Source organism: Nostoc sp. MS1, from assembly GCF_019976755.1.
Classification (GTDB): domain Bacteria; phylum Cyanobacteriota; class Cyanobacteriia; order Cyanobacteriales; family Nostocaceae; genus Trichormus.
Genome location: NZ_AP023441.1, coordinates 5,411,553 through 5,427,452, shown reverse-complemented (window position 1 = coordinate 5,427,452; position 15,900 = coordinate 5,411,553). Strand labels below are relative to the sequence as shown.

Genomic DNA, 15,900 nt, shown 5'->3' with positions numbered 1-15,900 from the left:
AAAAAACCTCAGCCTTTTGACTGTTGACTGTTGACTGTTGACTAATGACCAATGACTAATTCAATTACCTTACAAGTAAATGGGGAAACACAAAATTGTGTGTCCCAAACTTCTTTACCCGTTTTACTTCAGCAATTGGGGTTTAATCCCCGATTAGTGGCGGTAGAGTATAACGGGGAAATTTTACACCGCCAGTTCTGGGAACATACTCAAGTACAATCAGGCGATCGCTTAGAGGTAGTGACAATTGTTGGCGGTGGTTGATTTAAGCTCTAACCTCTAAACTCTGTCCCATGTATAAGGAACGATGGAGGGTTTTGCGTTTGGCTAATTCTTTACCCCGGCGGCCAAGTTGTTCACGCAATTGCTGATTTTGGCACAGTTGTTTGAACGCTTGAAAAACTTCGTAACCAGATTTGGGATTTACCAATAAGCCGTTTTCTTCGTGGCGTACCACATCAATTAAAGAAGGGTGGCGTGAAGCAATTACAGGTTTACCAAAGTAACTGGCTTCTAAGTAAACGATGCCAAACCCTTCTAAGTTGCTGGCTTTAGTGTTTGTTGCAGTCAGCATGGCGAATATATCGCAAGCAGCATAATAACTTGGTAATTCCTGGTTTTTGACATATCCAGCAAAGTGTACCCGCTTATCTACGCGCAAACGCTCTGCTAAGGATTTTAATTCAGGTTCACAAGGGCCTTGACCGCAGATAATGTAGTGAACATCTACACCGATAGTTAAGAGTAATGGTAGGTTTTCAATAACCCGATCAAAGCTTTTTTGTTTGACTAAGCGTCCTACAGAAAGAATGACTACAGCAGTTTGGGGAATATTGTAAATTTGACGTAGGCGTTCACCATCCCTTAGTTCTTCTAAGCTTTTACCATTGCTTCCCAAACCAAATTTTTCTGGTCTAACTACGGGATTGATAACGTGGGTGGGGGTTTGCAAGCGGAAGGTATTTCTTAAATAATTTTGTGTTGAAGAACTATTACACACAATCCCTTCGGCACGTTTGAGGGTTAATTTAAAAAGCGATCGCCATAAAGGATTAGATAAAATACCAGCAATATCATTGCCGTGTAAGTAAATAAAGAAACGTATGGGTAGGATATAGCTCAATAATAAGAGTGAGGGAAACTCGTAGCCGTGTCCCCATTCAATATAACGATAGTGATAACGAAAATATAATTTGATTGCGAAAACAAATGTTGCCACCAAATTAAACAAGGGTTGTAAATAACTTCCTAAAAAATTACCTAGCCAATGTTTAGCATCTGGCCAACGATATACAGGAAACTGTTGTGCTTGATCAAATGCTTTATCCCCTCTACAACTAGCCGCCAAAACAACTACTTGTTCTGGATCTTGAAGACAGCGATTGTAAAGATACTCCCCAATTACAGCTTCTTTAGGCAAAAAAAGACGCGATATTACTAAAATTTCTGGGGAGGCTGTCGTGTCTTGGATTGTTGTTGCCAGTTGCGAGATGTTTTCCATGTTAAGTCAAATACAGTTAACTCGATAAGTCGTGATAATTCAAACTGCAACTAAAGCGAAGTAACTAGTGTGAGTCTGTTTGTCTCATCAAAGGGCAAACTAATACTTTTGTACTAAATTAATTCATTACTTACTTGTAAGCAAAAAATTAATTGTCGTTATTTACACCTCTTTTCAGAAAGTTAATATTTTTCTAGTAAATTTACTGAATAAAACAATGATCTTGTATCTAATTTTCTCCTTTTTTTTTAGTTTAGCCAATAATTCGCCGCAAAAATCTCAGTATTTTTGGCTTTTCTTTATAAAAATTTACAAATTCCTGTCCAGCCAAATTACGCTGGTAGCCCTGAACTTTATAGTTACTGTTATTAATGAACGAAAAAAATTAGTTGGCGTTAACTCTATTTTAGAGGAGAAAATATAGAGATTAATTTATTAATTTAGTGAAGTATTTGTTAATTAAATATTTTGTTGCGAACTGTTATTTTAATAACAAATACATTAAAAAACGTAAGTTAAGAATTATATTAGTATTTTTCAATCGAGAACTGAAACAAAAAATACTAAAAAGATTTCTGGGCAAAAGCATATCTTATTTACATCAAAATATCATGCCAAAATGCCCTATAGGATAAACAAAGACAAAAATTTCTGACGAAAATTAGAGTATAAGTAATTGCCATATTTAGTATCAAAAAATACCAAAACATAATTTATAATTAAGCAAAGATTAGATGTAAACAGACTTTGCTGGGCTTTGACTGTGGCTGAATTTGGGAGAATTAGTATAAACCGAGGATTTCAGTAATTTAAAGGAAAATACGTAACAAATCAAAAAATTATTTTCTAACTCCTTACCTCTGTAATTATTAATTCATCCCAAAGTTCTCTCATAGAGGATAACTTTTGAGGTACGGTTATCTGCAATAGAAATCCCCCCTTGGTTTGCTGTCTAGCCAAGGCAAGACGCGGTAGATTGAATATGTAGCTACATACACCGAGCTACTGCCAATCCTAAAACTCCCTAACTTAACTACTGACTGGCATCACATAAGCACTGCAATGCTTCTGCCAAAAGATAAGAATTAAATAAGTGATACTGTTTTTCGAGCGAATGTGAATATGCCTAAAAAACTACTACAAACTATCAAACCTCTGTTAAAAACTGTCGTTACACTGGGACTGGTGTTAGCTTTGGCGTTGGGACACGCCGATGGCGCATTAGCAGCTCGCAGTGGTGGACGAATTGGTGGTGGTTCCTTTAGAGCGCCTTCTAGCCGCACTTATTCACCTCCCGGTGGTGGATATGGTGGTGGATATGGCGGTGGAGGATATGGTTATGCTCCCTACCCTGGTGGTGGCTTTGGTTTCCCCTTTTTACTGCCTTTCTGGGGTATTGGGGGAGGATTTGGCGGTTTATTTGGCATCTTAATATTTTTTGCGATCGCTAATTTCCTATTACAAGCCTTCCGTCGCGCCACCAGTGGAGAAGTAGGCGAAGATGTTGGTTACAGCGAAAACCCCACAGTTACAGTATGTCGCTTGCAAGTTGGCTTATTAGCACAAGCGCGAGATTTGCAGCCAGAACTCAACCACATGGCGGAAACGGCTGATACCAATTCCCCCCAAGGACGAGCTGAAGTGCTGCAAGAAGCCAGCCTAGCTTTACTACGTCACCCTGAATATTGGGTATATGCGGGTGCTGGTACACAACAAGCGAAGTTAAATGCAGCAGAATCTCAATTTAATCGCCTAGCGTTAGCAGAACGCAGTAAGTTTACTGAAGAAACTCTATCTAACGTCAACAACCAGCTAAAAGCAGCGCGTGCTAAAGATGCTTTACCTGCGGCTGATGAAATAGATAACCCAACCCGCCTAATAACTGAAGGCCCTGGCGAATATATTATTGTCACCCTCTTGGCGGCGACTTTAGGTAAATTTGAACTCCCAGCCGTTAACAGCGCTGATGACTTGCGCCAAGCTTTACGGCAAATTGGTAGTCTTCCAGCTGAACAACTTCTAGCAATTGAGGTGTTGTGGACTCCCCAAGCTGAAGGTGATACTCTCACTTCTGATGATTTATTTGCTGAGTATCCTGATTTGAAGTTGGTGTAAATTTATAACCATTTTCAAGACTCATTAAATAGATAACCAAGTAGAGGCGCAAGAGATTGCGCCTTTATTAATTTGAGTGATGATATTTTAACGTGAGTTCGACGGAGCTAAAAAATGGCAGGAGGTAGAGCAGGCAAGTCTTTTGGATAAATATCAATAGATGGTTTTTTAGGCAAATAAGTATAAGCTGCCAAGCCTGCCATTAAATTAACCAAAAAGTTAAGTGGACTACGATGTCGAGAGTGTTCTATTTGACAAATATTTTTGAGATGGTCATTCACTGATTCAATGACTGCTCGTTTACGTAACAAAATTTTATCAAGCAACTTGACCAAGCGATTTTTCATGTTTTTCTTGGATTTAGTAATTAGCTCTAAACCTCGTTCGTATAACTCTTCAAATAATTTTTGTGAAACATATCCTCGGTCACCAAACAGTTTGCCAATCAAATCCTCAGTCATTTCTGGCACTGGCTTGCGGTCATCTACGTTGGCAGAAGTTAATTTAAATGCCAACAATTCACCTTGGTCATTAATTATCAAATGAAGTTTGAATCCGAAGTGCCAACCGACCGAGTTTTTGCCCCAATTTACTAATCCTTTAAATACTTTATGTGCATGGGCGCGGCAATTATGGCACACATTAATAGGCGTTGAATCAATAAAACTAATTCCCGTAATTTCTCCTGTCCTTGTATGCAAAAAGCAGCACAACAGCATTAAGCACCACGGCATCAATTCTACAAATCTGTTGTAGCTCACCAAGTTGGGAAATGCCCCACGCCAACCAGGTAGTACGTGCAATGTATAAAATTCCTTAAATGTTCGATATCCACTACCATGAAAGGCAATGACTATTGTCATCACTTCCGATATGCTCATCCTTGAGCGACTACGACGTTCTCCTGTTATCGATGGTAGCTGTGGGATCACTTGCCATAACTGTTCCCACTGTTTACAGAAATCATCTACATCACAGAATACTTGTGTAATATCGAGGCGAGATACAATAGTAGACATAGCCGAGACCCTGATTTTGTAATGATATTTTTTAGTCTCGGTCTTTTTTATGTTTTTTTCACCCTCTTGCCATAAATTTTACTGTTCTTTGATTTCCTTGTTCGCCAATTCCTTTTTATACTAGCTTTCTGGCTTTCTTCTCTCATCGAACTCACGTTATTTTATTCTTGTTTTGCTGATTGAAAAAGAGAGAAATTAGAAAAATACAGCAAATTTTGCGTAGATGAGGTACAAGCGTAAAACCCAAAACCATGTAGAGACGTTACATGTAACGTCTCTACTATATTTTTTAAACCTCATAAATCTCTAGAGGCAAGTTATCTGGGTCTTTAAAAAAAGTAAATCTTTTGCCTGTAATCTCATCAATTCTAATATTCTCTGTGTCTATATCATTCAATTTTAGATCAGTAACAGTCTCTTCTATATTTTCAACAGAGAAGGCTAAATGTCTTAACCCACAAGCTTCTGGATTACTTACTCGTAGGGGAGTATTGGGAAAAGAAAATAACTCAATCTGAGTATTATCATTAATAAGTAAATCTAATTTATAAGAATCTCGCTCGGCTCGGAATGTTTCTTTAATGATTTTAAAGCCTAGAACATCTACATAAAATTTTTTTGAACGTTCGTAGTCAGAACAAATAATTGCTATGTGGTGGATACCAATAGTTTTCATACAAATACTAGAAATTTTAATAGTTTTATATTACAAAGAATATTTGCAACACATCCATTATCTTTGAGGGCGTACATCTGTACGTCCCTACATACCTACGGAAAAAACAACGCGAAAGCCGCATATCCTCAAACCGCCATCCGACTCGTTCCAAGTGCGACTGGCGCTGCGACATAATTCTGCGCCAAAGTTCCAAGAACCACCGCGCAACACCCGGCGATATATATCACCGCCTTCTTCCCACACACTACCATTGTTTGGTGCGCCATTATAGTTAATATGCCAAGGGTCGGCGCACCACTCCCACACCAGTCCGTGCATATCATATAATCCAAAGGCGTTGGCTACACAGAAACTACCAACATCAGTGGTTTCTTTGCGGTATCTGGTTTTGGCTTCGATATTTTGACTCTCAGCGTCGCTAAAGTTGGCTAAGTCAGAGGTGAGGGTTTCGCCAAAATGAAATGAGGTGGTAGTTCCGGCGCGACAAGCATATTCCCATTCGGCTTCGCTGGGGAGGCGATATTCTCGTCCAGTTTTCTGGGATAGTCTGGCACAAAACTCTAAAACTTCATGCCAAGAAACGTTTTCTACTGGTCGATTTTGTCCTTTATATTTTGAGGGGTAGGGGTTTAAGGCTTGCTTGATTTTGGGTAAGCCTGCGACAGCACGCCATTGTGCCTGAGTTACAGGATATTTTCCCATGAAAAAGGGTGCGATCGCCACTTGGTGTTGGGGGCGTTCATCAGCATCTCCTTCAAAGTTGGGCGAACCCATCAGGTATGCACCACCAGGAATTGACACCATTTCTAGGGTGATATCTTTATTTAATTGTTCTACCAGATATTGGGCATTATGGCGATCGCGGTTTACTACTCTCCCGGCTGTATCTACTGTCACCAGTTCAAACTCAAAGGTTTGTAAGGGGGGTAATGGTAGTTTCGTTTTTTGGATAGCTGGAGGTTGTGGTACTAATGTCGGTTGAGTAGTTGGTATTTGGGTTTCTACAACAATGTTTGTATATACTTTTAAATCATGAAGAACTTCTGCGGCTGATTGATATCTTTCGTTAGGTAAATGTTTCAGCAACTTATCTAAAATTTGGCTTAAATTATCGCTGACGGTGATACCTTGTTGCTGTAAATGTTCTTGCCATAGCCATTTGCCATTCATGGGATCATAAATATGATCCTCAAAATTCCCATAACTATTATGTTGTGGTAGACATTGCGTCAACAACCTGACACAAGTTACACCCAAGGCATATAAATCACTAGCATGGCAAGCAAACCCTGCCATTTGTTCTGTTGGTGCATAACCAAGGGTATAGATAGCTGTTGCTTGTCTAGCGATACTCGTTTGGGTGACTTGTTTTGCTCCCCCAAAATCTATTAATACTAATTTATCATCACTATCACGTCGGATAATATTTTCTGGTTTGATGTCGCGGTGAATAACGTTGTGTAGATGAATGAAATCGAGAACTGGTAATATATCAATTAACAGTTGCCGGACTTTTTCTTCTGTGAATGGTTCTTGTTTAACTTCTTGTAAAAGAGTTAATCCTTGAATAAACTCTTGTACAAGGTATAAGCTAGAACCTTGTTCAAAGTAAGCTAATAATCGCGGTATTTGACTGTGATTTTCTCCCAGTTCATATAGACGGAATGCTTCTTCTTTAAAGAACTCTGCTGCTTTAGAGCGTTCTCCGGTTCCTTGAACTTGTGGGAAGAACTGTTTGATGACACAAGGCGCATCTAATCTATCAGCGTCTTCGGCTACGTAGGTTTTGCTGAACCCACCTTCACCTAATAGTCCGAGTACGCGGTAGCGATTTCTGAGGAGTTTGCCGAAGTTGCTTTGTCCGCAACTCATGCAAAATCTATTGCCATCAGGATTGAATGGGTTTGAGCAATTGGGATGTTGGCAGATTTGCATAACGAAGGGATAATAGCATCTTGTCCAAACTTAGCCCCAATATTAGCTAATTGAAAAGCAATATCTAGACAAATCACAATTCAAAATTCAAATCTTTAATAACTTTGCAGTTGAGGAGTTGACAATACGAATTAATAATTATCATCTGTATGAATATTCAAAGGACTGATACAGATGAAATTTATTAGTATATTGGGTATGTAAGATTTAGCTAATATTTCTTACAAAGAGAATAATATCTTTAAAAGTGTTAGTTTGTCAAGTTTGTTTATTTTCTTTCCCCTAATGAACGAACTGACTCGGCGATGATAGCAATAATTGCTGATGATAAAATTAACAAGACACTGAGAGCATTAATATCAGGTTTTACACCACTTCTAATCCGACTAAATATTTCCATTGGTAAGGTGTTGTAACCACTACCAGAAGTAAAACTAGCTATTAAGAAATCATCCAAGCTTAGGACGAAAGCTAGTAGGCAACCAGAGATAATTCCTGGCATTAATTGGGGTAGTAATACTTGAAGAAATGCTTGTACTGGTGTCGCACCTAAATCGAGTGCAGCTTCTTCTAAGTGGGGGTCTAAATTTGTGAGCCGTGATGAAACAACTAAAGCAATATAGGCTAAACAAAATACCACATGAGCAGACACAATTGTCCACAAGCTGAGGGGAATGGCAAAGGCGGCTAAGAAAACGAGGGTGGCAACTGCGATCGCAATATCAGGAATAATTAACGGTAGGTAAGCTACACCTTGGTACAGCTTCTTACCTGGAAATTGATAACGTGCCAAACCTACCGCCATCAGGGTTCCCAACACGGCGGAGATGCTGACAGCACAAAAGGCAACGAGCAAACTATTTTTCAAAGCTGATAAGATGCGATCGTCACTTAACAACTTGTAATACCAATCAAGGGTGAAGGCTTGCCAAGTTGCACTGTATGGTGATTGATTGAAGCTATAAAATCCCAGTACCAAAATAGGTAAGTACATGAATAAGAAGATGAGTATGGAGAAAACCGCCTGCCATGAGACACGCGGTTTATTTTGCGGAGGAGAAATATTCATGTTTTGATAATTAAAGTATTGTCAAGTCTAAAATATATTCGACAAGATAACAAACGTCAATATTGTCGCTAACTTTGCAATACTTAATAAGTAGAAGGACTAAATTAAACTTAACTTGATAGCGCCGGGTTTCGACTGCACGGGAGTTGAATCTCGACTACGCTCGATTACCGCGTAGTCGAAACTCAACCCTCTTCTAATAAGGTTAACTAGCATTGAGCGTAGTCGAAATGCGTCTTATAAATAATTGTGTCCACCTACTTACTAACTACAAAATATTATTACATAATTATATTTTCTCAATACTTTACATAAAACAACTGTTACAGTTATTTCATAAAATTGACAGTAAGATTACCATCATTTTTTAAATGCTTTAAAATCTTTGTGCTTACTATTTGATATTTAAAAGAATGGAATTAAAGAATATTTCTGTGATTGCTGATTACCCATATAGCAAATATTGCCTTTGGCTGAAGAAAGTACATTTAAATATTAAGTTAAGATACAAAAATTTTGTGTATAAAAAATCGTAAACTAAACCTAATGTCAGCGATGAACCAGGGGTATGAAAGAATAATGAAACTTTACTTGCTCTTATTGCCCTTCTTTACTGCCGTTAGTTTTACTATAATTGCCCTACTGCTAACACTTTGCCTAGAAGCACTGGTATCAGAAGCAATTGTTAGTATTTTTTATATAGCAATTATCGCTAGTACTTGGTATGGGGGCGGGTGGTCAGGGTTAGTCACAGTTATTCTTTCAGTACTCGCAATCAACTATACATTTGTTGAACCTCGATATCAATTTTGGCTTTACCAACCAAAAGATATATTTCATCTAAGTATTTTCCTATTAGTTGGATTGATAATTAATCTCTTAGTCAGGAATTTCCGCAAAAGTAACCAGAAAATTCAACAACTTAGCCAAAAATTAGCTCAAGAAAATGCCGAGCAATTGCGAATGGCTTTGTCTGCTGCACAGATGGGGATGTGGGATTGGAATTTGCTCACAGGAGAAATTAAGTGGTCGCCAGAACACGAAAAATTATTTGGCTTGGCTGTTGGTAGCTTCGATGGTAGGTATGAGACTTTTGATGCTCATCTGCATCCTGAAGACCGCTCTTTACTTAAAGAAACACTACAAAAGGCAATACAAACTCATAGTAACTATCGGTGTGAATTTCGGATTATTTGGTTAGACGGTAGCATTCATTGGATGGAAGGACTGGGACAAGCATTTTATGACGAAACTGGTCAACCAGTCAGGATGACGGGAACTGTCATGGCTATTGATGAGCGTAAGCGATCGCAAATATTACTACAACAGCAATTTGAGCAACAACGCTTAGTAATGGATATTACGCAGCGAATCAGGCGATCGCTCAATTTACAAGAGACTTTACAAACTACAGTCGATGAAGTGCGGCAGTTTTTGGGGTGCGATCGCGTCATCATCTTTCAGTTTTTTCCTAATAATGGAGGAACTGCGGTTGTTGAATCTGTAGCTGCTGGCTGGAAATCTGTCTTAGCTGAGAATATTTACGATACTTGCTTTAGCCAAAAGTATCGCAAACTCTTGCAAGAGGGCTTGGTGATAGCAAAAGCTGATATTAATCGAGCTGCAATTAGTCCTTGTCATTTAGAAATGCTCAAAAACTTACAAGTTAGAGCTAATCTCGTTGTTCCTATTGCTAACAAGGAACAATTGTGGGGGCTACTAATTGCCCATCATTGCGCAGAGTCGCGTGAGTGGCAATCCTCAGAAATTGCCCTGTTGCAACAGTTGGCTAATAAAGTTAGTATTGCGATTCAACAATCGATTATATTTGAACAGTTACAAACTGAATTAACAGAACGCAAACAAATTGAAGTTGCTTTGCGACAAAGCGAACAGCGATATCGTTCATTAGTCCATGCTACATCTCAGATTGTCTGGCGCACCGATGGCGATGGCATGGCGATAATTGCCCCGGACAATTGGGAAGAAATAACTGGACAAACAGCAATAGAGCATTTAGGTTGCGGTTGGTTGAAATGTGTTCACCCTGATGAGCGCGATCGCGTTGCTGCTACTTGGCAGGCTGCTTATCAAAATCGCACCTTGTACGAAACTGAATATCGGTTGCGGATGAAAGATGGCAATTACCGCGATTTTTCTGTTAGGGGTGTACCAATTCTAGATGCTGACGACACAATTAGCGAATGGATTGGTATTTGTATAGATATTACCAAGCAGAAACAAGCAGAAGCAGCTCTGCAAGAAAATCAAATCCAACTTCAGCGCCAATTAGCGGAAATTGAAACCATCTACCAATCAGCACCGATAGGTTTAAGCGTTTTAGATACCAATTTGCGCTTTGTCAGGATTAATCAGCGCCTTGCTCAAATTAATGGTGTATGTGTTGAAGAGCATATTGGACGTACATTACGGGAAATTATACCAGATTTGGCAGACACAGCCGAACAACTACTACGCCCCATTCTAGAGACAGGCGAACCATTTCTTAACGTAGAAATTAGCGGGGAAACTCCCGCTCAACCTGGTGTACGCAGAACTTGGTTGGAAAGTTTTCTGCCCTTAAAAGATGGCGATTGTGTTATTGGTATCAGTGTAGTTTGCGAAGAAATTACCGAACGCAAACAAGCCCAAGAAGCCTTACGACAATCTGAAGAACGCTACCGGACTTTATTTAATTCTATTGATGAAGCCTTTTGCATTTTGGAAATGCTGTTTGATGAAAATCAGACAGTATTAGATTACCGCTTATTAGAAGTTAATCCGCAGTTTGACAGACAAACGGGACTCCAAGACGTAGTGGGTAAAACTATGCGTCAGCTAGTACCTAATTTAGAAGCTTGTTGGTTTGAAATTTTCGGCAGAGTGGCTCTGACAGGCGAACCCATTCGTTTTGAGCAATATTCCCTGGTGATGAAGCGTTGGTTCGACGTTTATGCGCTCAGGATTGGAGATGAATCAAGTCGAAAACTTGCTATAGTTTTCCAAAATATCACTCAACGCAAACAAGCTGAGGAAGAATTAAAACAAGCCAAGGAAGAGTTAGAAATTCGCGTTGCCCAACGTACTGCTCAGTTAACGCAAATCAATACTGATTTACAACATAGTGAGTCAATTTTGCGTAGTTTCTTCGACAGCAGCGTCATGTTAATGGGTATTGTGGAGCTACATGAAAACAATATCCTGCATATTTCGGATAACCGCGCAGCCGCGCAGTTTTTCGGCACAACTCCAGAAGCAATGCAGAATTGCTTTGTCAGCGATTTAGGTATGCCCCAAAGCGTTATTCAACAATGGGTGAGTTATTATCGTCAAGCTCAACAAACTCAGGCTCCACTTCGGTTTGAATATTTCCATGAAACTGAGAATTATTCAAAATGGCTTTCAGCGAGTGTATGCCTAATTGCGGTCAGTGGTAACGGTTATCCCAGATTTTCTTACATTGTCGAAGACATTACCGAAAGCAAACGAGCAAAGGAACATATCGAAGCATCTCTGCGAGAAAAAGAAGTATTGCTTAAAGAAATTCACCATCGCGTCAAAAACAACTTAGCCATTGTCAGTAGTTTGTTACAAATGCAGTCTCGACGTACTCAAGATACCCAAGCTCATGAAATTTTACGTGATAGTCATAACCGCATCGCCTCTATTGCCCTAATACATGAAACCCTATATTCTTCCGAAAACCTAGCCAATATTGATTTTCCGCAATACATTGCACAGTTAATCAATCATTTACTTGATTCCTATAACGTTCAGTCTCAGCAAATTAAGATTACTACGCAAATTGAGCAGGTAAGCTTAGATATTGAAATGGCTATACCTTGTGGACTAATTATTAATGAATTAGTTTCTAATGCTTTAAAATATGCCTTCCCTGATAAAAATGATGGGGAAATTTGGGTTAAGTTATATCAAGATGGGCAGGAATTAATATTACTCATCCAAGATAATGGAATTGGATTACCTGAGAATTTTAATAGTAATAAGTCTAAAAAATTGGGTATTAATTTAGTTCGGGGTTTAGTGCAGCAGTTAAGAGGTAGTATAGCTATTAACTCTCAACAAGGGGCAGAATTTAGAATTTGTTTTCAAATATAAGATTTAATTTAGTTACTGAATTTACTTACTTTATTTCTATATTTGAGCGGAATTTATACTTTATTTTCCTTAACTAAAAAAACGCCACACTTAAAAGCCTTCCCCTTCAAAGTAATAAAAGCATCTTAGCTGCTTATTAAATGTACATAAAATATGAATTATAAAATAAATTTCTCTCTTAGGAATAGGAAAGTTCCCTACTAAGGTAGACAGGTAATCACGAAAATAAAGCCTAAAATTCTAATGTAATTAATTTAAAAATTGGTGTTAAAAACTAGTTTCTTGTGCAGATATAAGAGTTTAGAAGCACTATTGAAACCAAAAACAAACACATCTAATTCAAAACTTAGTTTGTAGGAGGTTTGTGATGAGAATTGCTCAAGTAGCTCCATTATGGGAAAGAGTACCCCCGCCAGCTTATGGCGGTATAGAGTTAGTGGTGGGGTTATTAACAGATGAGTTAGTCCGACGCGGACATGAAGTGACATTGTTTGCTACAGGTGACTCTATCAGTTTAGCAAAGTTAGTGTCAGTACATCCCCGTGCGCTAAGACTTGATTCCAGTGTGAAGGAATACAACATTTATGAAATGCTGCAAGTGAGTGCAGTATATGAACGCGCAGACGAGTTTGATATTATTCATTCACATATGGGTTGTGCTTCATTACCCTATGCAAAGCTAGTAAAAATTCCCACAATTCATACCTTACATGGTATTTTTACTCCTGATAACGAAAAAATGTTTCAATATGCCAAATCTCAGCCTTATGTGAGTATTTCCGATGCACAACGGGAAGCTAGATTAGGGATGAATTATATCAGCACAGTTTACAACGGCATTGATGTTAGTAGCTATAAGTTTTATCCCCAACCAGATGAACCGCCATATTTAGCATTTTTGGGGAGAATGTCAGCAGAAAAAGGCCCACACCTAGCTATAGAAATTGCGAAAAAAGCCGGCTGGCGCTTGAAAATGGCAGGTAAGATAGACCTTGTTGACAAAGAATATTTTGCCAAAGAAGTTGAACCTCATATTGATGGAAAGCAAGTTGAGTATTTAGGTGAAGCAAACCATCAACAAAAAAATGTCCTGATGGGTGGCGCTGTTGCCACTTTATTCCCCATCACTTGGAGAGAACCATTTGGGTTAGTCATGATAGAGTCAATGGCATCAGGTACACCAGTAATTGCCATGAAGTTGGGATCGACTACAGAAGTTATCGCCCACGGGAAAACGGGCTTCTTGTGTACTAATGTAGAAGAGTGCGTGAATGCGATCGCTAATGTACCAGATTTAGACCGTTATGCTTGCCGCGAGTATGTGCAGCATCGTTTTAGCAAGGAAGCTATGACTGATGGCTACGAAGAAGTTTATCGGCAAATTCTGCAACAGCGCTTTGCTAAAAACGGACATTACCGCAGCAAAGCTGGTTTGAGTCTGAGTAGTAGATAGTTAATAGTTTGTTCTCTGTGTTCTCTGCGGTTGAATCAATTATTTTTTGACCACAGAGGCACAGAGTTTATATAAATGTTTTTGCGGTGTTCTGTGTCCTTTCCATATACCTAAAGTTATAAATAAATACGGTGTGGTATTAGTAAAAAAATATCTTTAGCTAGACGACTAAAATTAGATTAAATTGCTGTAATTATCTTGATAAATTATTGCTCAAATTTGAGTATTTTCAAGTAATTTATTTGAATTTAGTTGTTACTGGGAAAGTATAAATTATGGAAACCGCAATTTTAAAACATGGTATAGGTGTATTTGCCAAAGCTCAAGCGATTGAGCAAGCAATTAGTGACTTAAAAGCTGCGAATTTTCCTACATAAAAAATCTCAGTGATTGCTAAGGATGCGGAAAGAACTGAAAATTTAAAACAACAAGTACAAACAAGCGATCGCATCGGTAAGGAAAACGCAGATACAACAGGTGCGATCGGTGATACTTTATCTGCTACTAGTTGGGGTACATTATTGATTGGTTTGACCAGCCTAGCACTTCCAGGTTTAGGTACTGTATTGGCAGCTGGTTCTGTGGGCGTAGCTTTGGTATCTAGTATTGGTGGTGTGGCTGTGAGTGCAGCCGCTACACAGAATCTAGTCAATGCAATGGGTAAATTAGGTATACCAGAAGAACGAGCTAGAGTATATAGCGATCGCCTACAGCAAAGCAATTACCTATTGATAGTCGATGGCTCAGAAGAAGAAATTCATCGGGCAGAAGCAATTTTATGTGAAGATGGCATTGAATATTGGGATATTTATAATGTCCCTTAAGACTTTCTCTCCTCCTACCTTTTGATAGAGTAAAACATACAAAAAATCAGTTGAATTGCCAGGGTTATCTCTCACTATTCAACTGATTTTTAATTATGAGATTCTTTTATCTAAATCAGTAAATAAATAGTGGGCAGAAAGTTTTCATTGATGAGGCTGAAAATAAATAGGGACAATATCAAAACAGGAAATATGGTAGAGCGTTACTGCGCTTTGACCATCTGTATTATCTATTTAGTAGTAGGTTTAGCAGGGTTTACTCCAGCTTTGGTTTCTATTAGACTTGTCCGAAATATTAACTTAGGGAAAGAAAAATGGTAAAACGTTAAATTGAGCATTTACCATTTTTCAAAATTAGTTATGGTTTTTGATTATATCCAAAAATATCCACGACGCACAAAACAAATTTTAGTGATTAGTTACGAACAATTACAATCGCTATTAAATTGTGCTATAAATCGCCACAACGAAATTAAAGCCAAACAGTCAAGCCAAAAAATCAGAATTAATGCGGCTGGTGGGGGTCGCCCAGAAAAATTATTAATGCTCTCCTAGACTAGCTACAACAAATTAATACTTAATATCAGGTTAAATCCTTACATAGTCTAGGATTCAAGAGTAATAAAGTAAATTTTTATTAAATCCTTGATTTTATTTTAGCGAAACCTTGTTATATCAACAGTTTGAACCATTTTTTAGTGTTAATTTATCAACCCAAGTCTGGGAGAGCCATTATTAATAAGTGAGCAAGTATGTTTATGCTTATTTTACTTACGACAGATGCCAACATTTCAAGTATTAGGAATGTTATTTGGTATTTCTAAGACGGAAGCTAACGACACTTTTCATGAATGGATACCAATTATTCGTGATATTTTAGTTCGTATTGGGGCGGAAATGCCAAATATTATTTTGGAGTTTTTACGACCTTATAGTCCAGATTTCAATTTAATTGAACTGGTATGGCATTCAGCCAAAGAATATATAGCTCACAGATTATTTGAGTCGGTATAACAGTTAGAAGAACTATTAACTAAATTGCTAAACGAAGGAGGTCTTATTATTAAATGGGAACGCAAAGTTAAAAATAAAGGTAATGCTGTTTATTCGATTTAGCTGCACAACAGCTTATCTATTTAAAGGGTTGGATATATTAAGAATATTTAAAGTCTTCTTCATTTAAACT

The 15,900-nt window shown here is 38.3% G+C and carries 11 protein-coding genes and 1 pseudogene; 7 read left to right on the top strand and 5 right to left on the bottom strand.

The genetic code is table 11. The features are described from left to right. The first annotated feature begins 51 nt into the window (after positions 1–51). Positions 52–264: a sulfur carrier protein ThiS gene (thiS, locus tag NSMS1_RS23385; RefSeq protein WP_224087105.1), complete on the top strand. Its 213-nt coding sequence runs from the start codon at positions 52–54 to the stop codon at positions 262–264. Between the two features lies 1 nt (position 265). On the opposite strand, the gene NSMS1_RS23380 is transcribed toward thiS, so the two are convergent. Beyond that, positions 266–1,501 carry a glycosyltransferase family 4 protein gene (locus tag NSMS1_RS23380; RefSeq protein ID WP_224087104.1) on the bottom strand — a complete coding sequence of 412 codons (1,236 nt, stop codon included), beginning with the start codon at positions 1,499–1,501 and terminating at the stop codon, positions 266–268. Positions 1,502–2,623: 1,122 nt separating this feature from the next. On the opposite strand from NSMS1_RS23380, the gene NSMS1_RS23375 reads away from it, so the two are divergent. After that, the gene (locus tag NSMS1_RS23375) at positions 2,624–3,616 is read left to right on the top strand and encodes a DUF1517 domain-containing protein (RefSeq protein WP_224087103.1); all 993 of its coding nucleotides are present in this window, start codon (positions 2,624–2,626) and stop codon (positions 3,614–3,616) included. A gap of 107 nt (positions 3,617–3,723) precedes the next feature. Here NSMS1_RS23375 and NSMS1_RS23370 read toward each other — a convergent pair whose 3' ends face one another. From NSMS1_RS23370 to NSMS1_RS23355, 4 genes are all read right to left on the bottom strand, one after another. Further along, on the bottom strand, positions 3,724–4,635 hold the full coding sequence (locus NSMS1_RS23370) for an IS982 family transposase (protein ID WP_224085629.1): 912 nt from the start codon (positions 4,633–4,635) through the stop codon (positions 3,724–3,726). Between the two features lie 289 nt (positions 4,636–4,924). After that, positions 4,925–5,311, bottom strand: coding sequence for a VOC family protein (locus NSMS1_RS23365; protein ID WP_224087102.1), 387 nt, complete (start codon positions 5,309–5,311; stop codon positions 4,925–4,927). An 87-nt stretch (positions 5,312–5,398) separates the two neighbouring features. Further along, positions 5,399–7,249, bottom strand: coding sequence for a bifunctional serine/threonine-protein kinase/formylglycine-generating enzyme family protein (locus tag NSMS1_RS23360; RefSeq protein WP_224087101.1), 1,851 nt, complete (start codon positions 7,247–7,249; stop codon positions 5,399–5,401). Between the two features lie 268 nt (positions 7,250–7,517). Next, positions 7,518–8,318 (bottom strand): ABC transporter permease, encoded by an 801-nt coding sequence (locus NSMS1_RS23355; protein WP_224087100.1) that lies wholly within the window; start codon positions 8,316–8,318, stop codon positions 7,518–7,520. A gap of 579 nt (positions 8,319–8,897) precedes the next feature. Here NSMS1_RS23355 and NSMS1_RS23350 point away from each other — a divergent pair. The 5 genes and pseudogenes from NSMS1_RS23350 to NSMS1_RS35490 all read left to right on the top strand — a co-directional run bounded on the left by NSMS1_RS23350 (position 8,898) and on the right by NSMS1_RS35490 (position 15,830). Continuing rightward, entirely contained in the window at positions 8,898–12,437 is a 3,540-nt protein-coding gene (locus NSMS1_RS23350) for a PAS domain S-box protein (protein WP_224087099.1), read from the top strand. 367 nt (positions 12,438–12,804) lie between these two features. After that, positions 12,805–13,890 carry a glycosyltransferase family 4 protein gene (locus NSMS1_RS23345; RefSeq protein WP_224087098.1) on the top strand — a complete coding sequence of 362 codons (1,086 nt, stop codon included), beginning with the start codon at positions 12,805–12,807 and terminating at the stop codon, positions 13,888–13,890. 386 nt (positions 13,891–14,276) lie between these two features. Continuing rightward, positions 14,277–14,714, top strand: a complete 438-nt coding sequence (locus NSMS1_RS23340) for a hypothetical protein (protein ID WP_317986526.1) — start codon at positions 14,277–14,279, stop codon at positions 14,712–14,714. Positions 14,715–15,074: 360 nt separating this feature from the next. Further along, positions 15,075–15,269 (top strand): hypothetical protein, encoded by a 195-nt coding sequence (locus NSMS1_RS23330; protein WP_224087097.1) that lies wholly within the window; start codon positions 15,075–15,077, stop codon positions 15,267–15,269. A 153-nt stretch (positions 15,270–15,422) separates the two neighbouring features. Then, a pseudogene (locus NSMS1_RS35490) lies at positions 15,423–15,830 on the top strand (transposase family protein). Positions 15,831–15,900: the final 70 nt, after the last annotated feature.